The sequence below is a fragment of the Bradyrhizobium nanningense genome (assembly GCF_004114535.1).
Taxonomy (GTDB): Bacteria; Pseudomonadota; Alphaproteobacteria; order Rhizobiales; family Xanthobacteraceae; genus Bradyrhizobium; species Bradyrhizobium nanningense.
Genome location: NZ_LBJC01000077.1, coordinates 16936 through 43030 on the forward strand (window position 1 = coordinate 16936; position 26095 = coordinate 43030).

Below are 26095 nucleotides of genomic sequence, written 5' to 3' on the forward strand. Positions count from 1 at the left end.
CGCTGCATGCGCCCGGCCGTTCCTGGCGGCCACAATTTCCTTCAGCTCCGGAGGGCAATACCGATGAACACGTCCAAACTGCTGGTGGCAGCAATCCTCGCGATTGCGGTCGCAGCACCGATCGCCGGCTTTGTAAGCGAAATCAAAGGTCAGCCGATGATGTCCGCTGAATCACGAAGTTTGTTTGCACAGGAATTCCCAGGTGGCCGGTTTTCCGGCCAAAGGGAGCTGGCATCCCTTGGCCACGCAAGCGAATGGCTGAACTCGCCGGCCCTGACGCCCGAAAGCCTCCGCGGCAAAGTGGTCTTGATCAATTTCTGGACTTACACCTGCATTAACTGGCGTCGTCAGCTTCCTTATGTCCGTGCCTGGCAAGAGAAGTACAAGGACCAGGGGCTGGTGGTGATTGGCGTCCACGCGCCTGAGTTTGAGTTTGAAAAGGACTCGGCAAACGTTCGCTGGGCGGCCGAAGACATGAAGATCCGCTACCCGATCGCCGTCGACGCATTCAACAACCAGGCATGGCCGGCGCTCTATTTCATCGATGCGCAAGGGCGGGTTCGCCATCAATTCTTCGGCGAAGGCGATTACGAGCGGTCGGAGAATGTCATCCAGGGGCTGCTGCGCGAGGCCGGCGCCGCCAACGTCAGTAGCGAGCCGGCTGTGGTGGAGCCCCGCGCCCAGGAGGCTACGGCGGACTGGCCCAACCTCCGATCCCCGGAAAACTACCTGGGTTTCGCGCGCACCGAGAGCTTTGCATCGCCAGGTGGGCTCTTGCAAAACAGGCCACATATGTATGAAGCGCCCACTCACTTGAACCTAAACGAGTGGGCGTTGATCGGCGACTGGACAGCGAGGAAAGATGCCACCGAACTGAACGAGCCTGGAGGGAGCATCAATGATCGCTTCCATGCCCGCGATCTCCATCTCGTCATGGGTCCGGCCGCGCATGGATCGCCCGTGAAGTTCCGCGTCCTGATCGACGGACACGCGCCAGGCTCCGCCCATGGGGTCGACATCGACGCGCAAGCCTACGGCACGCTGACCGAACAGCGGATGTACACGCTGCTCCGGCAACCTGGCCAAATCGTCGACCGCCGTTTCGAGATCGAGTTTTTCGACGCGGGCGCGCAGGTCTATTCCTTTACGTTCGGCTGATTGTTCTGGCTGAAACCGACGGCATCTCACAACGCATAATGGGCCGTTCCCAACTTTCGGACACACTCCAAAGCATCGAAAACACCGGCAGGAGACCGACCATGGATACCTCAAAGACCAGAGAAAGCATTGACGAACGCCGACGGTCCTTCATGAGCGGAGCGGCCATAATTGCCGCTGCCACGACGTTCGGAACCTTGTCTTCCTCAAGGTCGTCGCGGGCGGAAGCGCCGCCGCCCTCTCGCACGAACGCCTCACTTGGCCCAGTGAAGCACATTAACCCAGGCCTCCTGGATCTCGCTTATGCAGAGGCTGGTCCGACCGACGGCGCAAATGTCATTCTCCTGCATGGCTGGCCATACGACATTCACAGCTTCGTCGAGGTAACCCCGATGCTGGCGGCAGCCGGCTATCGCGTGCCGGTGCCCTATTTGCGTGGTTACGGCCCGACGCGCTTTCTTTCGAACGAGACTTTCCGCAACGGGCAACCCGCGCGTGAAGCGGACATGCCAGAAGGACATTTTGCTCCATGAGCGACAATTCAAAGATCGTGCACACTGCGAGGACCTACACCAGAGGCGGCCGCGAGCATGGCGTGGCGCGTAGCGCGGATGGCTACTTGGACGTCAGGCTTGCCGCACCGCATTCAGGCAACATCGGCACCAGTCCGGAGCACCTGTTCGCCGCAGCTTGGTCGGCCTGCCTGCAGCACGCAATCAAATCCGCGGCCCGAAGAACGAACGTCAATGTTCCGACCGAGATCGCTATCGATGCAGAAATGCGTTTAAATGTCTCGGAGGCCGGTGGTTACTTCCTCAGCGCTGACTTCAATGTCAGCATCCCAGGCATCGGGCGTGAGCAAGCCCAGGTGCTAGTCGACGAAGCCCACGCGACTTGTCCATACTCAAAAGCCACACGGGAGAACATAGATGTACAGATCAAACTTCGCGAACCGCCCTCTCGCTGAATTCGCTGCTGCGTTGCTATAGAGCCGGATGCCGTCTCAGTCGCCTGTTTCCAAACGGCATAGCGGGCTTCTTAGTGAACAATAGCCGCGGCCCCAGGCAGTGGTCTGCAACGGCACCAGATTATGATGTTTTGGGTACCTCGGTCGCCCATTATTCGTACACACATCAGGCGTTTTACGGGATACGCGGTCACGACCCTTGCACGGTCGTCGACCCTTCAGCCTGATGAGACCGTGACTTGCGAGCCGTCCTGTCGATGTGTTCGACGCCAGTTTTAGTAGCTGATTCAGTGGCTCGGCTCTCGCGCAAACCCTTTGCTCGCAAAGTCTAATAACGCCTAACGAGCCAACAGTCCGACTTGGGTGCAGAGTACAGGTGCAAGTCCCGACCACGATCGGTTGCAGGAAAAACCCAAAACATGGAGACCTATCATGAGTGTAGAACGAAAAGTTGCCATCATCACCGGTGCATCGCAGGGCATCGGCGAAGCCCTCGTCAACGGATATCGCGATCGCAACTATCGCGTCGTCGCAACCTCCCGATCGATTAAGGCGTCCTCGGACACTGATGTCCTGGCGGTCGCCGGCGATATTACCGATCCGAAGACCGCTGATCGTCTCGTTACGGAAGCGCTGGAGCGCTTTGGCCGTATTGACACGTTGGTCAACAATGCGGGCGTTTTCGTCGCCAAGCCGTTCACCGACTACACCGACGAAGATTACGTCAATGTCCTTGCTATCAATCTCAACGGGTTTTTCCACATTACCCGGCGCGCCGCCAAGGAAATGTTAAAACGGGGCTCAGGGCACGTTGTGCAGATCACGACCAGCCTCGTCGATCACGCCAACAGTCTCGTGCCCGCGGCACTCGCCTCACTCACGAAGGGCGGCCTGAACGCTGCGACAAGGGCGCTCGCAATCGAGTACGCAAGCAAGGGAATTCGTGTCAACGCGGTTTCGCCTGGCGTGATCAAGACGCCGATGCATGGGCCGGAGACGCATCAGTTCCTCGCAAATCTGCATCCGGTCGGCCGGATGGGTGAGATCCGCGATATCGTCGACGCCGTCTTGTATCTTGAAGGCGCAGGATTCGTGACAGGCGAGATCCTGCACGTTGACGGCGGTCAGAGCGCCGGTCACTAAGTGGGCTTTATGGCCCTGCCAATTGTCACTATCCAGGTCACCCGCGAGGGTATCAGCCCAATGACCACTTTCGGCACTTCGGAGCAGAAGGCGGCCCTTATCAAGGGAGCGAGCCAATTGGTTCTTCAACGTTCTCAACAAGCCGCTCGACTCGACTTTCGGGTCATCGAGGAGATTGAGTTGGATAATTGGGGCTGGGGTGGATTGCCGGTCGCCGAGCTTCGAAAGAAGCTCGCCAATTCGGCTCCTGGCAAGTCCTGAGGAATACGACAATACATCTCGCAAACACTATCGAATCGAGCTCCGAGATGAACCAAGATCGTGATGAGCGGCCTCACGATCTTCACTCGTTCGTGGCTGCCGATCGCGTACTTTCCTCGCTCGTCGAAATGCGGCAGCGCGGCTCGAAGGTCAGTCAGCCTATGGCTCAAAGTGGGCCTGCGGTTCAGCGCCGACCCGTTAACGGGGGAGGCGCCCTTTTTGCGCAGTTCCAAATCAATCGCGCGAGCATGCATCCGAAGTCAAGGTACGGTCTTGTCGGCGCGTCTGTGCAATTCCCGGCGCGAAATTGGGGTGATAGTCAGCCCGCCGTGAGCCCCCACATCGGATGATCGGATCGGTACGAATCTTTAAATGTGCAAGACGCGGCCGAAGGTCATCACCGAGACAGCGGGTGTGTGCTGATCTACAATCAAACGCGTGCTCAACATAATCGGCGTCGAGCCTCGGGTCCGTTACTTGCGCAACGATTTGAAGGCTGCGCGTAGCTCATTTGAAAACAGCTTCGGCTCCTCCCAGGCGGCGAAATGTCCGCCACGTTCGGCCTCGCTGAAATAGGCGAGGCTGGGGTACATAATCTCGACCCAACTTCGGGGCGCAGCAAAGAGTTCGCCTGGGAATGTCGTAAATCCCACGGGAACCGCGACCGGCGGAGGAGACTTGCCGGCCGCACGGGCTGCGGCCTGTCCGGCCTCCCAGTACCACCTTGCGGCCGAGGCTCCGGTGCCAGTCAGCCAGTACAGCGTGATGTTGTCGAGGATGTTGTCCCGGGTGAGATTGCCCGCGGGCTTACCCTCCACGAACGCTCGGGAAATCTTGTAGTAGCTGTCTGTGTCATGGTCGAGCATCCAACTTGCGAGGCCGAGGGGTGAATTCAGCAGGGAGTAGCCGATCGTCTGCGGCCGGGTTGCCTGCTCCAGGAAGTAGCCAGAGCCACTCGCCCTGAAAGTCGCGGCCGCCTTCCGTGCCGCGCGTTCCTCCTCGGATTCTGCGGGCAGCTTGTCGGACATGGCCGCCACACCTGCGAGCAAGTTAACGTGGATGCCGAGAAGTCCCTTGGGCGCCTGGCGTCCCATTGCATCCGTTACTGCCGCTCCTACGTCGCCACCTTGGGCGACGTAGCGCGTGTAGCCGAAGCGATCCATCAGCACCGCCCACGCACGCGCGATGCGGGCGGCGTCCCAGCCGAGTTCGGTCGGCTCACCCGAGAAGCCGTAGCCCGGCAAGGACGGCAGCACCAGGTGGAATGCATCGTCGGGAGTACCACCGTACTTTGTTGGGTCGGTCAGGGGGCCGATGGTATCGAGCAGCTCGATGACCGAGCCGGGCCAACCGTGCGTCATGATTAGCGGCAGAGCGTTCTCATGCCGAGACTTGACGTGAATGAAATGGATCTTCACCCCGTCGACCACTGTCGTGAACTGTGGCAGCCTGTTCAGCCGTGCCTCGCACTTGCGCCAGTCGTATTCAGTCGACCAGTGGCGGGCGAGCGCCCGCAGTGTCGCCAGCTGCACACCCTGCGACCGATCCTCAACGAGCTCTTTGGTGGGCCAGCGCGTGGCCGCGAGGCGACGGCGGAGATCAGCGAGGTCTTCACCCCGGACATTGACGCGGAAGGGAAGAATTGCGTCGTTTTTGGTCGAACCAAGCGGGGACCCTCCTTGCTTCGATTGCGCGCGTGCGGCGGCGAAATGTATTGGAAGCAAGCTGAGGGCACCAGTTGCGGCTGATACTGCGAGAAAGCTGCGCCGGGTGGGCGAAGAGGAGATTGCGGTCATGGTCGACCTCCTTGTTTACAAGCCCGTCGTGGATCTGCTCAGACGAAAAATTGCTGAGCTGAGGAAGAGCCACACTCCGGAGGGGCCTCGAATGGTGACACAACTGAGTCCCAGGAGAAACAAGAGACAATAGGCAAGCCTCACCCAAATATAGGGGCGAGAAACTCAGAAGGGAGGGGCAGCGAAGACCTCGGCAGCCGGACCGCGAGAGTCCGGTCAGGGTCTTGGTTGTGTGCAAACGGATAGGAGGGCCCGCAGTCGTCAGTCGATGTTCTCGCGTCGGATCGCCCATAACCGGTCAAAATGGGCATCGCTAGGCGGTATTGCGCTTTTGGACGCACTTCCGGCCTTCAGGCGGCGCGGATGGCGGCAATCAGGCTCGATCTGCCGATGATGTTCATCACCCTTGTGAGGTTATAGGCGAGAACATGCAGCGCCATCTCAGCGGCGACATTCCGTAGGCGCTTCATCAGGAAGTGGGTCGCACCCATACGGGCTTTGATCGTGCCGAAGGGATGCTCGACGGTCTCGCGCCGCGTCCGCATGGCCTCGGGATTGGAATCGAGCCGTCTCTGGACTTCCTCGACCACATGCTCATGCTCCCAGCGCGTGATGCGACACTCCTTGGACGGCGTACATTGGCTCTTGATCGCGCAGCCTTGGCATGCCGCCGTCGACCAGTAACGGCGCAGCGTCATTCCGTGCTCGATGTTGGTGAAGTGATATGGCAGCAGCTGACCGGATGGGCAGCGGTAGACGTCCTCATCAGGCAGGTAGGCAAAGTCCTGCTTGCCGAACCGGCCCTCCGCCTTGGCATTCGACGTCATGGGCTTGGGCAAAGTGACCGCAACGCCAGCCTCTTTGCAGGCTAATATTTCCTCTCCGTCGAAGTAGCCACGGTCGGCGACCGCCTCGAGTTTGTCCACTTCGAGCACTTCCTTGGCTTGCTTCGACATCCGAGCAAGCTGCCCTCGGTCGTTGCCGACGTTTATGACCTCGTGCGTAACAATCAGATGGTGTTCGGTGTCCACCGCGACCTGGACATTGTAGCCGACGACACCCGATCCGCGTCCGCTGGTGGCCATCGAACGGGCATCCGGATCGGTGAGCGATATCTGCTGATCCGGCGTGTTGCGCATCTGCGCATCAAGCACTTCCAGGCGGCTCATCTCCTGTTTCAGCCGAGCGATCTTTTCCTTGATCCTCGTCGTCTTGATGCTGATCGCTTCCGATGGCTCCTGCCGATCGGCGCTATCGAGTTGACGCAGGTATCGACCGACGCTTTCCTCAATCTGCGCCATCCGCCTCGCCATCTTGGCATGCGTGAAGTTGCGGTCGCGGTTGTTCACCGCCTTGAACTTGCTGCCGTCGATTGCGACGCTTGGGGTCTGCAACAGGCCCATTTGCCGGCATATTGCAATGAACTTCGCACAAACCTTCCGGATCGCCGCACCATTGTCCTTCCGGAAGTCGGCGATCGTCTTATGATCAGGAGCCAGGCGGCCGATCAGCCACATCACCTCGATATTTCGGCACGCCTCACGTTCCAGGCGGCGACTGGACTGCACCCGATTGAGATAACCGTAGATGTAAAGCTTCAGAAGGACCGCCGGATGATATGAGGGCCGGCCCGTCTCCTTGGCGATCACGCGCTCAAACCCCATTCCATGCAGGTCGAGCGCCTCGACAAACACATCGATCACATGGACCGCGTTGTCCTCGCCTACCCAATCCTCCAGACATTCCGGCAAGAGCGTCAGCTGGGATCTGTCCGCGCCTTCAACGAAGCGTCCCATCCGTGTCCTCCATCAGGAAACGGAGGAATCATAGCCGACTCGTGGCTTTTCACACAGCCAGGGTCACGAACCGAACTGACGGAGAGGGCGGATTTTGAATACGAAGCGAACTGTATGGCTGGCGCGCGCACTAAGGGCGAGCGGCGTCGGGATCAAAGGTGTGTTCCTGATCTTTGACGGTATCTGAAGCTCTGGGTCATTGCGAGCAGTGTCAGTGTGATTACGCACGCGGCGCGCCATCCAATCGATAGACTCTGATAGCTAGCGGAATTGCCAGCGCTTTGCGAGACGCAATTTTTCCTGTGAATTCAAGACCAAAAAATTGCGGCGGGTATACCGTCGGCGTTTGTCCGTCAGTCTTGAAGAATTGTGCTTGCAAATCAACGACGAAGCGTCGTTCGAAATGATAGAGTGGGAGTAGTATGGGCGGCGGCTGTCGCGCAATTTGGCGTGGTTTGGTGGGGAGGTTCTCACTTCCTCTCATGTTCGAAGCGTTGACCCCACTTAACCTCGATCGGTGCGTGAATTCCACGTGCTTCCGCGGGCAGAGTATTGTGGCGCATTATAGTGTGCAGAACGGCCAGAGCCACGAGGAGCGAAGCCTCGGAGTCACATCGGCTCAATGCCAATCTTCTTGATGATCCACGCCCATTTCGCGGCTTCCGAGGCCATAAAGTCCTTCAGGCCTTGCGGGTCGATCAGCAGCGGCTCGGCGCCCTGTTCGACGAAAAGGGCGCGCACTTTCGGATCGTTCACGGCTTCGACCATCGCTTTATACAGCTTTTCGACGACGGCTTTCTCAGTATTCGCCGGCGCAAGCAGCGCGAGCCAGGCCGCGCTCTCGTAATTTTTAAGGCCGGCCTCGGCCGCGGTCGGCACATCCGGCAGTGCCGTCATGCGCTTGTCGTTGGCAACAGCGAGCGGACGGGCATCACCGCTTTTGATCAGACCGAGGACATTCGGCAGGAGTTGGAAGCCGAGCGGAACCTGTCCGGCGATGAAGTCCGGCGTGTAGGCGGCGATGTTGCGGTAGGGCACATGCGTTAGTTCGGCACCGGTGAGCTGCTCGAAGTAGGCGGCTGCCAGGTGCTGCGAGGAGCCGACGCCGACCGTCCCGTAGTTCAGCTCGCGCGGATGCGCCTTGGCATAGTCGATCAGCTCGGCCAGTGATCTTGGCGGCAGTTTTGAGTTGATTACGATGACATTCGGCAGCGTCGCGAACAGGCCGATTGGGGCGAGATCCTTCAGCGGATCGTAGGGGAGATCTTTGTAGAGCGACTTGTTCGCGGCCAGCGGACCGGAGGTGCTCATCAGCAAGGTGTAACCGTCAGGCGATGCATGAGCCGCCGCGGCAGTGCCAATATTGCCGCCGGCGCCGGGGCGGTTGTCGACCACGAAGGCCTGCCCGAGCGATGTGGACATACGGTTGAGCAGGATGCGCGTGACGACGTCGCTGGCGCTGCCGCCGGCAAAGGGCACGAGCACTTGCACCGGCCGGGCGGGATAATCCTGTGCTCGTGCAGGATGAAGTCCTGTGGCGGCGAGCACAGCGCCCGCGCCGAACGACAGCAAGGACCTGCGGTTGAGGTGAAAGCCGTTGGCGCATGGCGCCGTGCTGTCCGTGATCTTGCTGCGACCGAACGGTGTCATTCCGAACTGGACCTCCCGACTGTGTCTTGTTCTGCAAGACCTGGAACAGTCCGGGACAGGAGTCGTCGGGGTTGAGCGCCAGGTTCGCGAGTTTCTGCGCCTGGACCGTAGTTAGCAGGCCATTGCGGTCGTCATGCCGGCTGGTCTCAAAACTTACCAACGCGTCTCATTTTGCAGCGGGCGCGACATCTTGTCCGTGCGGAATTCTGCATTCAAGAGATCGGTTTCCGCTTCGGCTTCCTGCGCTCGTTGCGTGAAGGCGAAGTTGCGTTACGCGAGGCGGGCTCCACGAACCCGCTCGCCACGGCGGCGGCCTGCGCAAGGTCCTGGCTGATGACATCGAGCACGGCCTTGGCCGCGACCGACACGGCGCGCCTGGGGTGATGCACCCAGGCAATCGAGCGCACGATCCTCTGCTCGTCGAAGCGATGCGCCCGGATGCTGCCGCTGGCCAGCGATTGCCGGAGCGCAATGGTCGGCAGCACCGTCGCGAAATCGGTAGTTGCGATCACGTCGCAGAGCGCGGGCAGGGTGTCGAGCTCCAGGCGTGGCCGCAGGTCGATTCCGATTGCGGCGGCATGCTCGTCGAGGATCAGGCGCAGGCCGTGGCGCTTCGACGGCAGCACGAGATCGACATTGGCGATGTGGTCGAAGCGTAGTTTTGCAGGCGGCCTGATCGGGCCGTCCTTCCGGCAGGCGAACACCATCTCTTCGTCCATGACGTGGTACGCGGCTAACGGCGTCTTGCGGCGCGGCACGTTGATCAGTGCGAAATCGAGTTGGCCGGTGCTGACCCAGTCGACCAGCGTTTCGGTATAGCCCTCGCAGACCGACAGCGTGATCTCGGGATAGCTGCTGGCGACGGTCGCCGACGACCTCGCCATCGTGCTCTGCGCAACCGAGGTGATGAGGCCGACCGAGACGCGGCCCGAGATGCGCCCGCCGAGCTGCGCCATCTCCTGCCGCGCATATTCGGCGTCGCGCACGATCGGCGCCGTCAGCCGCACCAGGGCCTCCCCGGCGCTGGTCAACGTCATGCCCTGGACGCTGCGGTCGAACAGTTTCTGGCCGAGTTCGGCCTCGAGCTTGGCGATCTGCATGCTCAGCGCCGGCTGCACGATGTTGAGCTGGCGTGCGGCGCGGGTGACGTTTCTCTCCTCGGCCAGGCACAGGAAATATTGCATCTGCCTGAGTTCCACGGGGCGTGTCCTTCGTTCAGCGATCCGCGCGCGGAGGCCATCATCTCAGATGATGAATGATATAATCAATGATTATTTGTGGTGATGGATGAGGTTGCCTAATCTTGCGGCGGATCGCCTGGCCTTGAAAGGTGCGGGCTCCCAGGGAGCGCAACCAGAAACATGCAGGACGCCGGCCCCACGCGAATGATCATCGGCATTTCCGGCGCCTCGGGCGTCACCTATGGCGTGCGGCTGCTGCAGCTGCTGCGCAATGCCGGCGTCGAGACGCATCTGGTGATGTCGAGGACCGCCGAGCAGACCTTTGCCTATGAGACCGATCTGAAGATCGCGGAGGTGAGGGCGCTCGCCAATGTCTGTCATGCCATCGACGACATGGCCTCCGCCATCTCCAGCGGCTCGTTCCGCACTGCCGGCATGATCGTGGCGCCGTGCTCGATGCGGTCGATGTCCGAGATCGCCGCGGGCGTGACCACGACATTGCTGACCCGGGCTGCCGACGTCGTGCTCAAGGAGCGCAGGCGTCTGGTGCTGATGGTGCGCGAGACGCCGCTGCATACCGGCCATCTCCGGACGATGACCGCGCTGTCGGAGATCGGCGCGATCATCGCGCCGCCCGTGCCGGCCTTCTACGCCAAGCCGGAAAGCCTCGACGACATGGTCGAGCACACTGTCGGCCGCGTGCTCGACCTCTTCGACATCGATGTCGGCGTCGTGCGCCGCTGGGGCGAGGACGAGGCGCTCAAGCGCCGCTCGCCGACGCTGCGCAAGGTTGCGCCCTGATCTGAACGCCTAAGGAAAGACCCGTTACATGCAAATGGAAACTCCGGCCAGAACCGCTGCGAAGGGGCAGGCCGATCTGCGCGGCTGGCTCGCCTACCTCGCCGAGCGCGACAAGCTCGCCATCGCGCGCGAAGGCATTGGCCTCGCCGATGAGCTCGCCGCAGTCGCCAAGCGGCTGGAGCGCGACAGCGCCGTGCTGTTTCCGCGCCCTGATGGCCACGAGATTCCCGTCGTCGCCAACCTTTTTGCCGGGCGTGGCTGGGTCGCCGATTCCATTGGCGTGACTGAAGACCAGTTGCTGCCGCGTTTCCTGGCGGCCGCCAGCCATCCGCTCCCGACACACGAAGTGCCGAGCGGGCCGGTGCAGGACGTTGTCCATAAAGATGTCGACCTGCTGCGCCAGCTTCCGGTGCCCAAGCATAATGAGCGCGACAGCGGCCCTTACATCACGGCCGGCCTGCTGATTGCGCGCAACCCGAAGACCGGCGTGCAGAACGTCTCGATCCATCGTTGCCAGATATCCAGCAGGAACCGCATCGGCGTGCTGTTGCTGCCGCGGCACACGTTCTCCTACTATCGTCTTGCCGAAGAGCTCGGGCAGGCACTTGAGATCGCGATCGTGATCGGTGCGCATCCGGCCTTGATGCTGACCTCGCAAGCGATCGCAGCGCTCGACGAGGACGAGATGGCCATTGCCGGCGCGCTGTTGGGTTCGCCCGTCGATGTCGTCAAATGCCGCACCAATTCGGTTCGCGTGCCCGCCCATGCGGAGATCGTGATCGAAGGGCGCATTCTGCAGGGCGTGCGCGAGCCGGAAGGTCCGTTCGGCGAGTTCCCGCAATATTACGGTCCGCGCGCCAATCGCGAGGTGATCGAGGTCGACGCGATCACGCATCGCAAGAAGCCGATCTTCCACACCATCGTCGGCGGCGGCTTCGAGCATCTGATCCTCGGCGGCGTGCCGCGCGAGGCGACGCTGCTCCAGCATCTGCGCCGTAGCTTCCCCAACGTGCTCGACGTTCGCCTGACGCGCGGCGGCACCTGCCGCTATCATCTCGCGATCAAGATCCACAAGGCCAATGACGGCGAGCCCAAGAACATCATGATGTGCGCCTTCGGCGCGCATTACGACATCAAGCAGGTGGTCGTCGTGGACAAGGACGTCGACATCTCCTCGTCGGACGAGATCGAATGGGCGGTGGCGACGCGCTTCCAGGCTGATCGCGATCTCATGGTCGTCTCGGGCGCGCTCGGCTCGAAGCTTGATCCGACCACCGACAACGGCATCAGCTCGAAGATGGGCCTGGATGCGACCGCACCGGTCAGCGCGCCCGAGCTCGCCTTCAAGCGCATCCGCGTCAAGGGCGAGGAGCATGTCGATCTCGCCACAGCGTTGCAGGCCGACCCCAGCGCCGCCATCGTGCGGCTTCTTGCAGAGGCACGAACGTGATCCGATCAACGCGTGCGAGAAACTTGCGTTGGTTTGCGCGGTTGGAATATGAAGCGGGTGCCGCTTATGGTATCGCGCCAATGAGCCAATCGTGTTGCAGCGCAATGCTGCCGGGAGGAAGGAACTGATGTCGACGGCCCTGCGCATCGCTCACGGCGCTTTCGGCAGGGTCGCTCTGCTTGACATGGACCGTTCGCTGGTCCGCCACGCCCACCATCACTGTCACGTACTGCTCAAGGTCGAGGGCGCCGATACGCAGTTCATGGTCGGCGACCAGGTCACGCCGCTTACCGATACCGCGGCCGTGCTCGTCGACGGCTGGAAGCCGCATGCTTACGTGCACGACGTCAATCGTCCGCGCACGCTGATCATGGCCCTCTATATCGAGCCGGAATGGCTGAAGGAGTTTCGCCCCGGTTGGGCCGCCAGCGGCGCGCCGGGCTTTTTCGAGCGCCCTTCGGGCGAGGTGTCGCCGCGCATCCGCCAGCTCGCGCTGCATCTGGCCGCTGAAATGATGGCGAATCCGGATGCGGTGCGCACCCATGAGCAGACGCTGTCTGACCTGATGATCGCGGTGATCGAACGCTTCACGCCCTGGCGCAGCTTTCCGACCTCGATCCGTGGCATGAGCACGGTGGGCTGCGACTGGCGCATCCGCCGCGCCATGGACGCGATGCGCGTCCACGATTCCTATTCAAATGTCGATCAGTTCGTGAAAGGCGCGGGCCTCTCGCGCGCGCAGTTCTTCCGCCTGTTTGAGACCTCGCTCGGCGTCTCACCAAAGCTCTATCTCAACGTTGTCCGCATGGAGCGCGCGCTCGAGGCCGTGATGCGCGAGGATACGCCGCTCGGCGAACTCAGCGAGCGCTTTGGTTTTCCGGAGCCGGCGCATTTCACGCGCTTCTTCCGTGACCATGCCGGCGTCAGCCCGCGCGAGTTTCGTAACGTTTCGCGTCTTGCCGGTTGAGTCCCGCGAGCTGATATTGCGCTGCACAGTCTCTAATGAGACGATTTGGTAAGTGGTGAGAGCGGGCGGTATGGCCTGCGCACCCGCCGTCCTGACATCTGTCACCGTCGCGTCAAAGAGCGCGTCGGGAGGTATGCCGGGACATGTTGCAGGCGGTCAAATCCGCAAATCCGGGAAGCGGCGACGTACCGTGGGTCGGCCGTTCGATCGAGCGCGTGGAGGATGCTGCGCTGCTCACCGGCCGCGGCCGCTTCATCGACGATCTCGGCGTTGCGCCCCGCACGCTGCATGCGACGATCCTGCGATCGCCGCATGCACATGCCGATATTCTCTCGATCGATGCTGAAGCTGCAAAGCGCCTGCCGGGCGTCGCTGCGGTTCTGACCGGCAGCGACGTCAAGGCCGTCACCATGAGCCTCGTCGTCGGCGTGAAGGCGCCGGTCGAGTGCTGGCCCATTGCAATGGATCGTGTGCGCTATGTCGGTGAGCCCGTTGCCGTGATCGTGGCGACCGACCGCGCCCGCGCCGAGGACGCGGCCGAGCTCATCAACGTCGAATATCGCCCGCGCGGCGCAGTGGTCGATCCGCTCGGCGCGATCGCACCGGGGGCGCCGGTGCTGCACGACGGCTTTCCCGGCAATCTCGCCAGCGATCGCTCCTTCCGCTATGGCGATCCGGAAAAGGCCTTTGCGGATGCGAAGCGCCGGTTCTCCATCGACATCCGCTATCCCCGCAATTCCTGCACGCCGATCGAGACCTATGGCGTCGTTGTCTCGTACGACGCGGGCGAGGATGCCTATGAGGTTCTCGCCAACTTCCAGGGTCCGTTCAGCATTCACACGGTGATTGCGCGGGCATTGAAAGTGCCGGGCAACCGGCTGCGGCTGCGCACGCCGCCGGATTCCGGCGGCAGCTTCGGCGTCAAGCAGGGCGTGTTTCCCTATATCGTGCTGATCGCGGCGGCGGCGCGCATCACGGGCCGACCGGTCAAATGGATCGAGGACCGGCTTGAGCATCTCACCGCATCGGTGTCGGCCACCAATCGCGCGACCAAGCTATCGGCGGCAGTGGCCGCGGATGGCAAAATTCTCGCGCTGGACTGGGACCAGGTCGAGGATTGTGGGGCGCACCTGCGTGCGCCCGAGCCGGCGACGCTCTATCGCATGCATGGCAATCTGTCCGGCGCCTACGACATCCGCCATGTCAGAATCCGCAACCGCGTCGTCGTCACCAACAAGACGCCAACCGGCCTCAACCGCGGCTTTGGCGGCCCGCAGGTCTATTTCGCGCTGGAACGCCTGGTTCAGCGCATTGCAATCGGCCTGAACCTCGACCCGCTTGATGTCATCAAGCGCAACCTGATCGAGGCGAACGCGTTTCCCTATCGCACTGCGACGGGAGCCTTGCTCGACTCCGGCAATTACCAAGAAGCGGTCGCGCGAGCGGTCGAGCAGGGCAGGCTTGCCGAACTGAAAGCCAAGCGGGACGAGGCGCGGGCAGAGGGGCGTCTCTACGGCATCGGCTTTACCGCGGTGGTCGAGCCCAGCGTCTCCAACATGGGCTACATCACCACCGTGCTGACCGCGGCCGAGCGTCGCAAGGCCGGTCCCAAGAACGGCGCGCAGGCGACCGCGACGGTCGGCCTCGATCCGGTCGGCAGCGTCACCGTGCACGTCGCCTCGGTGCCGCAGGGGCAGGGCCATCGCACCGTGCTGTCGCAGGTCGTTGCCGATGTCTTCGGCCTGCAGCCGAATGACATTCGCGTCAACACCGAGATCGACACGGCCAAGGACGCTTGGTCAATCGCGTCAGGGAATTACGCCAGTCGTTTTGCCGCGGCCGTGGCAGGCACCGCGAAGATTGCGGCCGAGCGCGTCGCCGGCAAGCTTGCGCGGATCGCCGCCAGCCAGCTCAACGTCGAGGCTGCCGAGATCGTTTTTGCAAAAGGGTTCGTCGCCTCAAAACATAATCCAGAGAACCGGATCGCGTTCTCGCGCGTCGCAGCCCTCAGCCACTGGTCGCCGGGCTCGCTGCCTGACGATGCCGGCCAGACCATCCGCGAGACCGTGTTCTGGACGCCGCCGGAACTGACGCCGCCCGACGACGAGGACCGCATCAACTCCTCGCTCTGCCACGGTTTCATTTTCGACTTCTGCGGCGTCGAGATCGATCGCACCACGCTGGAGACGCGGATCGACCGCTACGTCACCATGCACGACTGCGGCACCATCTTGCATCCCGGCATGGTCAACGGCCAGATCCGCGGCGGCTTCACCCAGGCGCTGGGGGCCGCGCTGCTTGAGGAATATGCCTATGCCGAGGACGGCAGCTTCCTGACGGGCACGCTCGCCGACTATCTGCTGCCGACCACGACAGAGGTGCCGGAGCCCGAAATCTTCCACATGGAGACGCCGTCACCGTTCACGCCGCTCGGCGCCAAGGGCGTCGGCGAAGGCAATTGCATGTCGACGCCGGTGTGCCTCGCCAACGCGGTGGCGGATGCGCTCGGTGTTGCCGACGTCACCTTGCCGCTGGTGCCGGCGCGGCTCGTGGAGCTCGTGCGCGGCGCCGAGCCGCCGCCTCCCGCGGGTCGCGCGACCGCTGCCCCCGCGCGCGATGCTGATCGGCGCTTGCGCGGTGAGGGGCAGGCTGTGGTGAAGGGCGCGCCCGAACAGGTCTGGGCCATGCTGCTCGATCCCGCGACGCTGCAATCGGTCATTCCGGGCTGCCAGCGCGTCGACAAGGTCACCGACACCCATTTCCGCGCCGATGTCACGCTCGGCATCGGTCCCGTCACCGGCCGCTATCGTGCCGATGTCGAGTTGTTCGACCTCGACCCGCCACGCGCGGTCACCTTGCGGGGCGGCGCCACCGGTGCACTCGGCTTCGGCAACGCGGAGGGACGCATCACGCTGGCACCCGTCGGCGATGGCGGTACCAAGCTGACCTACAGCTACGACGCCGCGATCGGCGGCAAGGTCGCCAGCATCGGCGGCCGCCTGCTCGACGGCGCAACACGCGTGATCATCGGCCAGTTCTTCACCGCGCTCGCCCGCAAGGCCGGCGGCGGTGGCGCGGAGGCTGGCGGCTTCTCGCTGTTCGCGCTGCTCGCGAAGGCGGCTAGCCTGTTCGGAGGGCGCCGATGAAGCCGTCCGCATTCGACTATCTCCGCGCCGAAAGCGTCGGTGACGTTCTCGAGGGCCTCGCGCAGCAGGGCGGCGATGCCCGCGTGCTCGCCGGCGGCCAGTCGCTGATGGCGATGCTGAACATGCGTCTGGCCAAACCGAAGCTGCTGATCGACATCATGGGGATCAGGGAGCTGCGCCAGATCGAGCGCAAGGGCGATGCCGTCATCATCGGCGCCGGCGTGCGTCAGGCCGATCTGCTGGCCTGGCCGGATCTTGCCGAGACGCTGCCGCTGGTGGCGCTGGCGCTGCCTTGGGTCGGGCACATGCAGACTCGCAGCCGCGGCACCATCTGCGGCTCGCTCGCGCATGCCGATCCCAGCGCAGAGATGCCGCTGACGCTGGTCGCACTCGGCGGCGAGGTGCTGTTGCGCAACACCAGGCGGCGCCGCCGGGTCGCCGCAAAGGACTTCTTCGCCGGCATGATGCTGACAGCCCGTGCCGACGAAGAATTGATCGAGGGTATCTCGCTGCCGGTCGTCAAGGGGGCGCGTGTCGCCTTCCGCGAGGTCGCGCGCCGTCACGGTGACTTCGCTATCGTCGCCTGCGCCGCGATGAAGATTCCGACGGGCGTGCGTCTTGTCGTCGGCGGCGTCGCGGATGTCCCGACCGCGCGCGACTGGCCGCGGCTGGAGGGCAGTGCGCTCGACGATGCGCTCAATGCTTTTGCCTACGAGCTCGGGGCCCGCGACGACGTCCACGCCAGCGCACGCTACCGCCGCGACCTCGTCCGCATGATCGGGCGCGATCTAATCGGCGAGGTGCTGCAATGACACGCCTTAGGGCAGATCAGCGGCATCCCGTCCGCTTCACGCTCAACGGCAAGTCCGTCCAGGGCGAAGCCGAGCCGCGCATGCTGCTCTCCGATTTCCTGCGCCACCAGCTGGGCGCGACCGGCACCCATGTCGGTTGCGAGCATGGCGTCTGCGGCGCCTGCACGATTGTCGTCGACGGCATGCTGACGCGGTCCTGCCTGACGCTCGCGGCGCAGGTCGATGGCTGCGAGCTGAAAACGGTGGAGGGGCTCGCCCCCTCGGCCGACCGGCTGGGTGTGCTGCAGCAGGCGTTCCGCCGCCGCCACGCCCTCCAGTGCGGCTTCTGCACCGCCGGCATCCTGATATCGCTCGACCATTACCTCGCGAAGAATCCGTCGCCGACCGAAGCGGAGATCCGCGATCTCCTCAGCGGGCATATCTGCCGCTGCACCGGCTACACCCCGATCATCCAGGCGGCCTTGGAGGCCGCCGCCGAGCTTGCTCCATCCAACAAAGAGACGTCCGATGCTTGATCTCGCAAGCAGCTTCATGGCCAGCGCCGCGCGCGATCCCAACGCTATCGCATTGGTCGATGGCGACCTCCGGCTGAGCTACCGGCAATGGTACGACAAGATCTCCGCGCTGGTGGCCTCGTTCGACCGCCTCGGCCTCAAGCCCGGCGATCACGTCGTCACGCTGCTGCAGAACCGCTGGCAGGCGGCGACACTGCACTGGGCCTGCCAGTTCGCAGGGCTCGTGATCACGCCGATCAACTGGCGCGCCAAGGCCGACGAGCTCGATTACTGCATCGACAATGCCGAAGCTTGCGCGGTGTTCTATCAGGACATCTCCGCCGAGGCCGTGCAGGGCTCGGCGTTGGCAGGCAAACTGCTGCGAGTGTCCGTCGATCCCGGGACCGGCGATGCGGCCAGCTTCGCCGATCTGATCAAGAACAGCGCGCCGGACACCGAGCCGCGCGTCGGCGCCGATGCCTGGTCGATCATGCTCTATACCTCCGGTACGACCTCGCGCCCAAAGGGCGTGCCGCGGCGGCATCGCGCAGAACGCGCCGCCGCGATCGCCCATGTCGCGCAAAACCTCTACGGTCGCGGCGAGCGCACGCTTGGCGTGATGCCGCTCTACCACACCATGGGCGTCCGCTCGCTGCTCGCGATGTCGCTGATCGGCGGCACATTTATTTGCCTGCCGCGCTATGACAGCAGCCACGCGCTGGCGCTGATCGAGAAGGAGGCGATCACCAACCTTTATCTGGTGCCGACGCTCTATCACGACCTCGTCCATCACGAGGCCTTTGCCAAAACCGACGTCTCCACCGTGCGCAAGCTCGGCTTTGCCGGTGCGTCGATGACCGATGGCCTGCTGAAGAAACTGAACGAGGCGTTCAAGCCAGAACTGTTCGTCAATCACTACGGCAGCTCCGAGATCTACACCTTTACGATCGACCAGAACGCCGCCGCAAAGCCCGGCTCGGCCGGCAAGGCGGGGCTGAACCAGCACGTCAAGGTCGTCCGCATCGGCGCGCGCTCGGTTGCGGAGCTTGCCGCCGTTGGCGAGGAGGGTGAGATCATCGCGACGCTGGCCGGCGACGAGGCCTTCGAAGGTTACTGGCGGCGTCCCGAAGCGGACGCCAAGTCGCTGCGCGAGGGCTGGTATTTTACGGGCGACACCGGCTACGTCGATCCCGACGGCGATCTCTTCGTCACCGGGCGCGTCGACGACATGATCATCACCGGCGGCGAGAACGTCTCGCCGGTCGAGATCGAGAGCTGCCTGTCGCTGCATCCCGCCGTGGACGAGGTCGCGGTGGTCGGCGTCACCGATGAGAAGTGGGGCAAGGTCGTCGCCGCTTTCGTCAAGCGCAACCGCGCCGTTTCGGAGGGAGAGCTGGAGCAGTTCTGCCGCACCTCGGGCCTTGCCAATTTCAAGCGGCCGCGCCGCTACGTTTTCGTCGACGCGATCCCGAAATCGCCGGTCGGCAAGCTGCTGCGGCGACTGCTCGTCGCCGGAGAATACGAGGCCGAGTGCCTGCCGCCGTCCGACGCGGCCTGATCATTCCCCATCAACAGAAGGAAACCAAAATGCCGTCAGCCTATAATTTCACCGATCCCCGGCTAGCCAAGCTCGACGGGTTCAAGGTCGAGATCGACGAGGCGCACGAGCGCGCCGACATCATCCTGGGCCGTCCGCCCTACAACGTCGTGGCGATGCCGCAGCGCGACCAGCTGCGGCTGACCTTCGAGACGCTGGACGAGGACCCGCGCGTGCGCGTCATCGTGGTGCGCGGCGAGGGCGAGCACTTCTCCAGCGGCGGGAATATCGGCGGCTTCATGGAGGCGAGCCCCGAGCACGTCTCCAAGCTCGCCTGGAACATAGCCGCGCCCGCGCGCTGCGCCAAGCCCGTGATCGTTGCCAACCGCGGCTATTGCTTCGGCGTCGGCTTCGAGCTGTCGCTCGCCTGCGACTTCCGCATCGCCTCCGAAACCACGCAATACGCGCTGCCGGAGCAGAAGCTCGGCCAGATCCCGGGTTCGGGCGGCTCGGCGCGCCTGCAGAAGATGGTCGGCATCACCCGCACCAAGGACATCGTGATGCGCTCCAAGCGCATCTCGGCCAAGCAGGCCTATGCATGGGGCATCGCCACCGAATGCGTGCCGGATGCCGAACTGGAGAAAACGACCGACAAGCTCGTCGACGAGCTCCGCACCTTCTCGCCGCTGGCGCAGCGCACCGCCAAGAAGCTGCTCAATGACACGGAGGACTCGACGCTCGCGATCGCCATCGAGCTCGAGGGCCATTGCTACAGCCGCCTGCGCCAGTCCGAGGACTTCAAGGAGGGCGTCGAGGCCTTCAACGCCAAGCGCCCGCCGAAATTCGTCGGCCGCTGACACGCAACTGAACTGCCGCGGTTCGCACGACGCGGACCGCGGCGCCATTCAAACGGGGGAGGTAAAACAACATGGTTGAGATGGATATGCCGGTCGCGGGTGCGCAAGCATCGGCCGATAACAAGCAGATGGTCAATGCGATCATCGCGTCGGTGCTCGGATGGGCGCTCGATCTGTTCGATTTGTTCATTCTGCTCTACGTGGCGCCGGTCGTCGGCGCGCTGTTCTTTCCGGCGAGCAATGCGGCGCTGTCGCTGGCGGCGGTCTACGGATCGTTCGCCGTCACGCTCTTGATGCGGCCGCTGGGCTCGGCGGTGTTTGGGCATTATGCCGACGTGCACGGCCGCAAGCAGGCCATGCTGATCGCCATCGTCGGCGTCGGCCTCAGCACGGCGGCGTTCGGCCTTTTGCCGACCATTGCGCAGGTCGGCGTGATCGCGCCGATCGTGTTCCTGGTCCTACGCCTGGTGCAGGGCGTGTTCGTCGGCGGCGTCGTGGCGTCGACCCACACGATCGGCACCGAGTCCGTGCCGCCGCAATGGCGCGGTGCGATGTCGGGCCTGGTCGGTGGTGGCGGTGCCGGCATCGGCGCTCTGCTGGCGTCCTTCATCTTCCTGATCACGTCCTCGGTGTTTCCCGGCGATGCCTTCGCGGTGTGGGGCTGGCGCTTCATGTTCTTCTCAGGCCTGCTGAGCTCAATGCTCGGCTGGTTCATCTTCCGCAACCTTGAAGAGTCCCCGTACTTCAAGGAGCTCAAGCGCCAGCAGGGCAACAGGCAGGCGAAGGTCTCGAAGGCGCCGGTCAAGGACGTCTTCTCCGGCGAATATCGCGGCGTGCTGCTGGTCAATCTGCTCATCACCTTCGGCGGTGGCGCCGGCTATTACCTGACCTCGGGCTATCTGCCGAGCTTCCTGAAGGTCATCAATGCGGTCCCGAACCAGACCTCGTCGCTGATCCTGATGGCGGCGAGCGTCTCGGCGTTCTTCTCGGCCGTTCTGGTCGGCGCACTGAGCGACTGGATCGGCCGCAAGAAAACGTTCCTGCTGATCGGCGCGCTGGCGGCGGTGCTGTTGCCGCTCTGCTATCTCAACCTTGCGGCGACCAAGGACACGACGCAGATCACGCTTCTTGCGCTCGCCATCGGCTTCATCGGCAATGCCGGTTACGCGCCGGTGCTGATCTTCCTCAACGAGCGTTTCCCGACCGCGCTCCGCGCCAGCGGCACCGGCCTGTCCTGGAACATCGGCTTCGCGCTCGGCGGCATGATGCCGACCTTCGTCTCGCTGGTGAGTGCCAGCCCGGCGCAGATTCCGATGTCGCTGGCCTACTTCGCGGTCGGCGTGTTCGTGATCTACCTGATCGGCGCGATCGTGATCCCGGAAACCAAAGGCGACTTCAAATAGCCGCAGGCCGCGCTGCGAACGACCGACGATGCCCGCCGGGTCGAGGCGGGCTCGTCACCTGGGTGATCCCCGTCGTTGCTTGTCTTGGTCCAGCGGCTCGAATTGCACCCAGCTCGCTTCGCTCGGTGACAGGCCGACGGTGACGTCCCGGCACTCCCCGGAGCTGCGGCCGAAGCTGATCGGCCCGCGCGGCGCTACGGGGGCCCGGGACTGCGGGCAGCACATCAAAAAAGTATCAGTTGCACATTTAAAATCGTGGTGGCGGGCCTGAATACCGGTCGTTACGATCCCTTGGAGAGAGGAAGCGCTGAGCAAATTCAGCCGATAAAGGAACAGGGGCGGATCATGACAAACCGCACCGGCCCGAAGGGAGCGGACATGGAACCGGACCTGGAAGTTGTCCAGATACGGCGCGGCGAGTCGTTCAAGGCGTGGTCGCACGGCTACCCATTTCACACGGTCCGCTGGCATTTCCACCCCGAATACGAGCTCCATCAGGTTGTAGCCACCTGCGGGCGCTATTTCGTCGGCGACTTCATCGGCGAGTTCGAGCCGGGCAATCTCGTTCTGACCGGCCCCAATCTGCCGCACAATTGGGTGAGCGATCTGCCGGCGGGGAGCACTATTCCGCTGCGAGGACGCGTCCTCCAGTTCAGCGAGGAGTTCATAGGCGACCTGATGAAGGTCATGCCTGAACTCTCGGGCCTTGCCCCGCTGCTGGAAGTCTCCCGCCGTGGCGCGCTCTTCACCCGCAGCACAAGCGAAGCGGTCGCCCCACTGGTGGAGGAGATCGTGACGGCGAACGGGGTGCGCCGGATCGAACTGTTCCTGATGATCCTGGGGACACTCAGTCGCGCGCGAAATGCGCGTCCGCTCTCCAGCCCGAAATACCTGCCCGATCCGTCCGGCTACATGTCTGCGGGCATGAACAAGGCGCTCGCCTTCATCCGGCAAAATCTGACGCAGCCGTTCGGTGAAGCCGAGCTTGCAGCGATCGCCGGTCAATCGCAAAGCGGATTTTCGCGCTCCTTCCGCCGCCACACCGGCATGTCGCTGGTGAAATACGTCAAGCGGCTGCGCATCAATCTCGCCTGCCAGCTCCTGATGAGCGACGAGCAGGCGTCGATCACCGACATCTGCTTCGAGGTCGGCTTCAACAATCTCTCCAACTTCAACCGGCAGTTTTTGGCCGAGAAAGGCATGCCGCCTTCGCGCTTCAGGCGATTGCTCGCGCAGAACATCGATACGGCACGCGCGGCCTAGCCGGCGAAAAAGCAAAGGAGGAGACCAAAACAGGAAGAATGACGTGGGCATGCCGATGGCAGCCCGCGACAGGAATCGCTTGTCCAGGAATTCCGTGCGGCTTCAGAGCCCCCGGCACTCATCGCCGCCGGCAGGGGAGCCGCGAAGGCCCATCTTCAAGGATCAACCACAGCACTCCAGTTCTGGAAAGGAAAGTCCGAATGAAAAAGTTCTCCCCGAAACATGCAGGCACGCTTGCCCTGGCGGTATCGCTGCTCGGCACAACGGCCATTATCTCGCAGGCCGCAGAGGTGAAGGATGCGACTGTTGCCTTCCTGATGCCGGATCAGGCCTCCACCCGCTACGAACAGCACGACTATCCGGGCTTTGCCGCGGAGATGAAGAAGCTCTGCGAGAGCTGCAAGGTGATCTATCAGAACGCTAGCGCCGATGCCGCGCGGCAACAACAGCAGTTCAACTCGGTCATCTCGCAGGGCGCCAAGGTGATCGTGCTCGACCCCGTCGACTCCACCGCCGCAGCCTCCCTCGTCAAGATGGCGCAGTCGCAGGGCATCAAGGTCATTGCCTATGACCGGCCGGTGCCCGACGCCAGAGTCGATTTCTACGTCTCCTTCGACAACGAAGCCATCGGCAAAGCCATTTCCGACTCGCTTATCAAGCATCTGAAGGCCGCCAACGTCACGGCGAAGGAAGGTGAGGGCGTGCTCGAAATCAACGGGTCGCCGACCGATGCCGCTGCGGGCCTCATCAAGAAGGGCATCCACGCGGGCCTTGATAAGAGCGGCTATCCGATTCTCGCCGAATACGACACGCCGGACTGGGCGCCGCCGAAGGCGCAGCAATGGGCGAGCGGCCAGGTCACCCGCTTCGGTAAGAAGATCCTCGGTGTGGTGGCCGCCAACGACGGCACCGGCGGTGGCGCAATTGCCGCTTTCAAGGCCGCGGGCGTCGATCCGGTGCCGCCGGTGACGGGCAACGATGCGACGATCGCAGCGCTTCAGCTCATCATCGCGGGCGATCAGTACAACACGATCTCCAAGCCCAGCGAGATCGTGGCCGCTGCGGCGGCCCAGGCGGCGGTGAAGTTCCTTTCCGGCGAGACGCCCAAGGCGGAAACCACGCTCTTCAATGCGCCATCGAAGCTGTTCGTGCCGGCGGTCGTCACCCAGGAGAACCTGAAGGCGGAGATCATCGACAAGAAGATCCAGACGGCCGACCAGCTCTGCACGGGCCGCTATGCCGCCGGCTGCAAGAAGCTCGGCATCACGCAATAACTGCGTTCGTCCCGGCCGCCGCGCAGCGGCCGGGACGAACGACCGGAGGACGGACTGGGACATGACCACGATCTCGGATGTCGATCACGTGCAGGGCGGTGAGCGCAAGCCGGTCTTGAGCCTTCGCGGAATTTCCAAGCATTTCGGCGCCGTGTCCGCTCTGACCGCTGTTGATCTCGACGTGCACGCCGGCGAGGTCGTGGCGCTCGTGGGCGACAACGGTGCGGGAAAATCCACGCTGGTGAAGATCCTGGCCGGCGTGCACCAACCGTCCTCCGGAACGATCGCCTTCGGCGGCGGCCCTGTCGTCCTGTCCGATCCGGCCACCGCACTCGGCCTCGGCATCGCGACCGTTTTCCAGGACCTGGCGCTCTGCGAAAACCTTGATGTGGTCGCAAATATCTTCCTCGGCCGCGAGCTCAATCCCCTGCGGCTCGACGAGGTCTCCATGGAGCTCCGCGCCTGGACGCTGCTCAACGAATTGTCGGCGCGAATTCCGAGCGTGCGCGAGCCGGTTGCGTCGCTCTCCGGCGGACAGCGCCAGACCGTGGCGATCGCGCGTTCACTGTTGACCGAACCGAAGCTCATCCTGCTCGACGAGCCGACTGCCGCGCTTGGCGTTGCCCAAACCGCCGAGGTGCTCGACCTCGTCGAGCGGGTGCGCGCCCGCGGCCTCGGCGTCATCATGATCAGTCATAACATGGAGGACGTCCGCGCCGTCGCCGACCGGATCGTGGTGCTGCGCCTCGGCCGCAACAACGGCGAATTCGAGCCCGATGCGTCGAACCAGGATCTCGTCACCGCGATCACCGGTGCGGACGAAAACTCGGTCTCGCGCCGCGCCAGCCGGCGCCGCGCCCAGCAATCGCCGGAGCTGGGGCGATGACCGACGACACGCAACAGATCTCGACCGCGCGGCTGCTCGATCGCAGTGACGAGCGGGTCAGGCATGCAGACACGCTCGGCAACACAATCAGCGCCTTTGTGGACCGTGTGCGATCAGGCGACCTCGGTTCGCTGCCGGTGGTCGTCGGGCTCATCGTCATCTGCACGGCATTCGAGAGCCTCAATCCGGTTTTTCTCGCGCCGAACAATCTGGTCAATTTGCTGTTCGATTGCTCGACGGTCGGCGTGATCTCGCTCGGCATCGTCTGCATCCTGATGGTCGGCGAGATCGATCTCTCGGTCGGTTCGGTGAGCGGGTTCGCTTCGGCCCTTGTCGGCGTGCTTTGGGTCGGTCAGGATTGGCCGGTGGCGGTGGCGATTGTCACGGCCTTGGTGCTGGGCGGCGCCATCGGCGCGCTCTATGCGTTCCTGTTCAATCGCCTGGGAATGCCGAGCTTCGTTTCGACGCTGGCTGGCCTATTGGGGTGGCTCGGCCTGCAGCTGTATCTGCTCGGCTCCTCGGGCTCGATCAACCTTCCGTACGGATCGCCGCTGGTCAATTTCGGGCAGATGCTCGTCATGCCGCCGATCGTGTCCTACGTGCTGGCGGCGGTCGCGAGCCTGGTGATGTTCGTGACCGGCTACCGCACGGCGGCGCGCCGGCGGCAGGCGGGGCTATCGGCCAGTTCGCTCGGGCGCATGGTGCTGAAGGCGCTGCTGGTGACCGTCTTGCTCGAATTTGTCGTCTATTATCTCAATCTCGGGCGCGGCGTCCCCTGGATGTTCGGCCTGTTCGTGGGCTTGTGCGTGGTCATGAACTACGCGTTGACGCGGACCAAATGGGGCCGCTCGATGTCCGCGGTCGGCGGCAATCGCGAGGCGGCCCGCCGGGCCGGCATCAACGTTCGCCGGGTCTATCTATCCGCGTTCGTGCTGTGTTCCACGCTCGCAGCCGCCGGCGGCATTCTGGCCGCGGCGCGCCTGGCATCGTCGAGCCAGCAGGCCGGGACCGGGGATGTGAACCTCAACGCGATCGCCGCCGCCGTCATCGGTGGCACCAGCCTGTTCGGCGGCCGCGGCAGCGCCTATTCCGCACTGCTCGGCGTTATCGTCATCCAGTCGATCGCGAGCGGCCTCACGTTGCTCGATCTCTCCTCGTCGCTACGGTACATGATTACGGGCGCGGTCCTTGCCATTGCGGTCATCGTCGATTCGCTGGCACGGCGCTCACGCCTTTCCCATGGCCGAGCTTGA

Annotated in this window: 21 protein-coding genes and 1 pseudogene; 18 read left to right on the forward strand and 4 right to left on the reverse strand. The window is 63.3% G+C overall.

What is annotated here, in order from left to right; all coding sequences use genetic code 11:
- Nucleotides 1–63: 63 nt before the first annotated feature.
- From XH84_RS34495 to XH84_RS34515, 5 genes and pseudogenes are all read left to right on the forward strand, one after another.
- Nucleotides 64–1158, forward strand: a complete 1095-nt coding sequence (locus XH84_RS34495) for a redoxin domain-containing protein (protein WP_245471969.1) — start codon at nucleotides 64–66, stop codon at nucleotides 1156–1158.
- A 101-nt stretch (nucleotides 1159–1259) separates the two neighbouring features.
- Nucleotides 1260–1691 (forward strand): alpha/beta fold hydrolase, encoded by a 432-nt coding sequence (locus tag XH84_RS34500; RefSeq protein ID WP_128916176.1) that lies wholly within the window; start codon nucleotides 1260–1262, stop codon nucleotides 1689–1691.
- Entirely contained in the window at nucleotides 1688–2125 is a 438-nt protein-coding gene (locus tag XH84_RS34505) for an Ohr family peroxiredoxin (protein ID WP_128916177.1), read from the forward strand. Before XH84_RS34500 ends, XH84_RS34505 begins: the two co-directional genes overlap by 4 nt.
- A gap of 432 nt (nucleotides 2126–2557) precedes the next feature.
- A complete protein-coding gene (locus XH84_RS34510) occupies nucleotides 2558–3268 on the forward strand; it encodes an SDR family NAD(P)-dependent oxidoreductase (protein ID WP_128916178.1) in 711 nt (236 codons plus the stop codon).
- 15 nt (nucleotides 3269–3283) lie between these two features.
- Nucleotides 3284–3529 (forward strand): annotated as a pseudogene (locus XH84_RS34515) (tautomerase family protein).
- Between the two features lie 473 nt (nucleotides 3530–4002).
- Here XH84_RS34515 and XH84_RS34520 read toward each other — a convergent pair.
- The 4 genes from XH84_RS34520 to XH84_RS34535 all read right to left on the reverse strand — a co-directional run bounded on the left by XH84_RS34520 (nucleotide 4003) and on the right by XH84_RS34535 (nucleotide 9955).
- Complete coding sequence (locus XH84_RS34520; protein ID WP_128916179.1) at nucleotides 4003–5325, reverse strand: epoxide hydrolase family protein; 1323 nt, start codon at nucleotides 5323–5325, stop codon at nucleotides 4003–4005.
- 350 nt (nucleotides 5326–5675) lie between these two features.
- Nucleotides 5676–7121, reverse strand: coding sequence for an IS1182 family transposase (locus XH84_RS34525; RefSeq protein WP_128916180.1), 1446 nt, complete (start codon nucleotides 7119–7121; stop codon nucleotides 5676–5678).
- Nucleotides 7122–7730: 609 nt separating this feature from the next.
- A complete protein-coding gene (locus tag XH84_RS34530; RefSeq protein ID WP_128916181.1) occupies nucleotides 7731–8771 on the reverse strand; it encodes a Bug family tripartite tricarboxylate transporter substrate binding protein in 1041 nt (346 codons plus the stop codon).
- Between the two features lie 212 nt (nucleotides 8772–8983).
- Nucleotides 8984–9955, reverse strand: a complete 972-nt coding sequence (locus tag XH84_RS34535; protein ID WP_128916240.1) for a LysR family transcriptional regulator — start codon at nucleotides 9953–9955, stop codon at nucleotides 8984–8986.
- A gap of 177 nt (nucleotides 9956–10132) precedes the next feature.
- Here XH84_RS34535 and XH84_RS34540 point away from each other — a divergent pair, with 177 nt between their 5' ends.
- The 13 genes from XH84_RS34540 (at nucleotide 10133) to XH84_RS34600 (ending at nucleotide 26095) form a co-directional block, all read left to right on the forward strand.
- A complete protein-coding gene (locus tag XH84_RS34540) occupies nucleotides 10133–10753 on the forward strand; it encodes a UbiX family flavin prenyltransferase (RefSeq protein ID WP_128916182.1) in 621 nt (206 codons plus the stop codon).
- 28 nt (nucleotides 10754–10781) lie between these two features.
- On the forward strand, nucleotides 10782–12203 hold the full coding sequence (locus XH84_RS34545; RefSeq protein WP_128916183.1) for a UbiD family decarboxylase: 1422 nt from the start codon (nucleotides 10782–10784) through the stop codon (nucleotides 12201–12203).
- Between the two features lie 127 nt (nucleotides 12204–12330).
- Nucleotides 12331–13170, forward strand: a complete 840-nt coding sequence (locus XH84_RS34550) for a helix-turn-helix transcriptional regulator (protein WP_128916184.1) — start codon at nucleotides 12331–12333, stop codon at nucleotides 13168–13170.
- 143 nt (nucleotides 13171–13313) lie between these two features.
- On the forward strand, nucleotides 13314–16316 hold the full coding sequence (locus XH84_RS34555; RefSeq protein ID WP_164935831.1) for a xanthine dehydrogenase family protein molybdopterin-binding subunit: 3003 nt from the start codon (nucleotides 13314–13316) through the stop codon (nucleotides 16314–16316).
- Nucleotides 16313–17128, forward strand: a complete 816-nt coding sequence (locus tag XH84_RS34560) for an FAD binding domain-containing protein (protein ID WP_128916186.1) — start codon at nucleotides 16313–16315, stop codon at nucleotides 17126–17128. The genes XH84_RS34555 and XH84_RS34560 overlap by 4 nt, the downstream gene beginning before the upstream one ends.
- Nucleotides 17125–17643: a (2Fe-2S)-binding protein gene (locus XH84_RS34565; protein WP_128916187.1), complete on the forward strand. Its 519-nt coding sequence runs from the start codon at nucleotides 17125–17127 to the stop codon at nucleotides 17641–17643. Before XH84_RS34560 ends, XH84_RS34565 begins: the two co-directional genes overlap by 4 nt.
- Nucleotides 17636–19180, forward strand: coding sequence for an AMP-binding protein (locus XH84_RS34570; RefSeq protein WP_128916188.1), 1545 nt, complete (start codon nucleotides 17636–17638; stop codon nucleotides 19178–19180). Before XH84_RS34565 ends, XH84_RS34570 begins: the two co-directional genes overlap by 8 nt.
- Before the next feature lie 29 nt (nucleotides 19181–19209).
- A complete protein-coding gene (locus XH84_RS34575) occupies nucleotides 19210–20016 on the forward strand; it encodes an enoyl-CoA hydratase/isomerase family protein (RefSeq protein WP_128916189.1) in 807 nt (268 codons plus the stop codon).
- Nucleotides 20017–20087: 71 nt separating this feature from the next.
- Complete coding sequence (locus XH84_RS34580; RefSeq protein ID WP_128916190.1) at nucleotides 20088–21419, forward strand: MFS transporter; 1332 nt, start codon at nucleotides 20088–20090, stop codon at nucleotides 21417–21419.
- Nucleotides 21420–21797: 378 nt separating this feature from the next.
- Nucleotides 21798–22682 (forward strand): helix-turn-helix domain-containing protein, encoded by an 885-nt coding sequence (locus XH84_RS34585; protein WP_128916241.1) that lies wholly within the window; start codon nucleotides 21798–21800, stop codon nucleotides 22680–22682.
- A gap of 200 nt (nucleotides 22683–22882) precedes the next feature.
- Nucleotides 22883–23956, forward strand: coding sequence for an ABC transporter substrate-binding protein (locus XH84_RS34590; protein WP_128916191.1), 1074 nt, complete (start codon nucleotides 22883–22885; stop codon nucleotides 23954–23956).
- A 61-nt stretch (nucleotides 23957–24017) separates the two neighbouring features.
- Nucleotides 24018–24842, forward strand: coding sequence for an ATP-binding cassette domain-containing protein (locus XH84_RS34595; protein ID WP_128916192.1), 825 nt, complete (start codon nucleotides 24018–24020; stop codon nucleotides 24840–24842).
- Nucleotides 24839–26095 (forward strand): sugar ABC transporter permease, encoded by a 1257-nt coding sequence (locus XH84_RS34600; protein WP_128916193.1) that lies wholly within the window; start codon nucleotides 24839–24841, stop codon nucleotides 26093–26095. The genes XH84_RS34595 and XH84_RS34600 overlap by 4 nt, the downstream gene beginning before the upstream one ends.

Excerpts from the sequence above, each read along its gene's own strand:
- XH84_RS34495 (WP_245471969.1), top strand. The coding sequence starts at position 64 with ATGAACACGTCCAAACTGCTGGTGGCAGCAATCCTCGCGATTGCGGTC.
- XH84_RS34500 (WP_128916176.1), top strand. The coding sequence starts at position 1,260 with ATGGATACCTCAAAGACCAGAGAAAGCATTGACGAACGCCGACGGTCC.
- XH84_RS34505 (WP_128916177.1), top strand. The coding sequence starts at position 1,688 with ATGAGCGACAATTCAAAGATCGTGCACACTGCGAGGACCTACACCAGA.
- XH84_RS34510 (WP_128916178.1), top strand. The coding sequence starts at position 2,558 with ATGAGTGTAGAACGAAAAGTTGCCATCATCACCGGTGCATCGCAGGGC.
- XH84_RS34520 (WP_128916179.1), bottom strand. The coding sequence starts at position 5,325 with ATGACCGCAATCTCCTCTTCGCCCACCCGGCGCAGCTTTCTCGCAGTA.
- XH84_RS34525 (WP_128916180.1), bottom strand. The coding sequence starts at position 7,121 with ATGGGACGCTTCGTTGAAGGCGCGGACAGATCCCAGCTGACGCTCTTG.
- XH84_RS34530 (WP_128916181.1), bottom strand. The coding sequence starts at position 8,771 with ATGACACCGTTCGGTCGCAGCAAGATCACGGACAGCACGGCGCCATGC.
- XH84_RS34535 (WP_128916240.1), bottom strand. The coding sequence starts at position 9,955 with ATGCAATATTTCCTGTGCCTGGCCGAGGAGAGAAACGTCACCCGCGCC.
- XH84_RS34540 (WP_128916182.1), top strand. The coding sequence starts at position 10,133 with ATGCAGGACGCCGGCCCCACGCGAATGATCATCGGCATTTCCGGCGCC.
- XH84_RS34545 (WP_128916183.1), top strand. The coding sequence starts at position 10,782 with ATGCAAATGGAAACTCCGGCCAGAACCGCTGCGAAGGGGCAGGCCGAT.
- XH84_RS34550 (WP_128916184.1), top strand. The coding sequence starts at position 12,331 with ATGTCGACGGCCCTGCGCATCGCTCACGGCGCTTTCGGCAGGGTCGCT.
- XH84_RS34555 (WP_164935831.1), top strand. The coding sequence starts at position 13,314 with ATGTTGCAGGCGGTCAAATCCGCAAATCCGGGAAGCGGCGACGTACCG.
- XH84_RS34560 (WP_128916186.1), top strand. The coding sequence starts at position 16,313 with ATGAAGCCGTCCGCATTCGACTATCTCCGCGCCGAAAGCGTCGGTGAC.
- XH84_RS34565 (WP_128916187.1), top strand. The coding sequence starts at position 17,125 with ATGACACGCCTTAGGGCAGATCAGCGGCATCCCGTCCGCTTCACGCTC.
- XH84_RS34570 (WP_128916188.1), top strand. The coding sequence starts at position 17,636 with ATGCTTGATCTCGCAAGCAGCTTCATGGCCAGCGCCGCGCGCGATCCC.
- XH84_RS34575 (WP_128916189.1), top strand. The coding sequence starts at position 19,210 with ATGCCGTCAGCCTATAATTTCACCGATCCCCGGCTAGCCAAGCTCGAC.
- XH84_RS34580 (WP_128916190.1), top strand. The coding sequence starts at position 20,088 with ATGGTTGAGATGGATATGCCGGTCGCGGGTGCGCAAGCATCGGCCGAT.
- XH84_RS34585 (WP_128916241.1), top strand. The coding sequence starts at position 21,798 with ATGGAACCGGACCTGGAAGTTGTCCAGATACGGCGCGGCGAGTCGTTC.
- XH84_RS34590 (WP_128916191.1), top strand. The coding sequence starts at position 22,883 with ATGAAAAAGTTCTCCCCGAAACATGCAGGCACGCTTGCCCTGGCGGTA.
- XH84_RS34595 (WP_128916192.1), top strand. The coding sequence starts at position 24,018 with ATGACCACGATCTCGGATGTCGATCACGTGCAGGGCGGTGAGCGCAAG.
- XH84_RS34600 (WP_128916193.1), top strand. The coding sequence starts at position 24,839 with ATGACCGACGACACGCAACAGATCTCGACCGCGCGGCTGCTCGATCGC.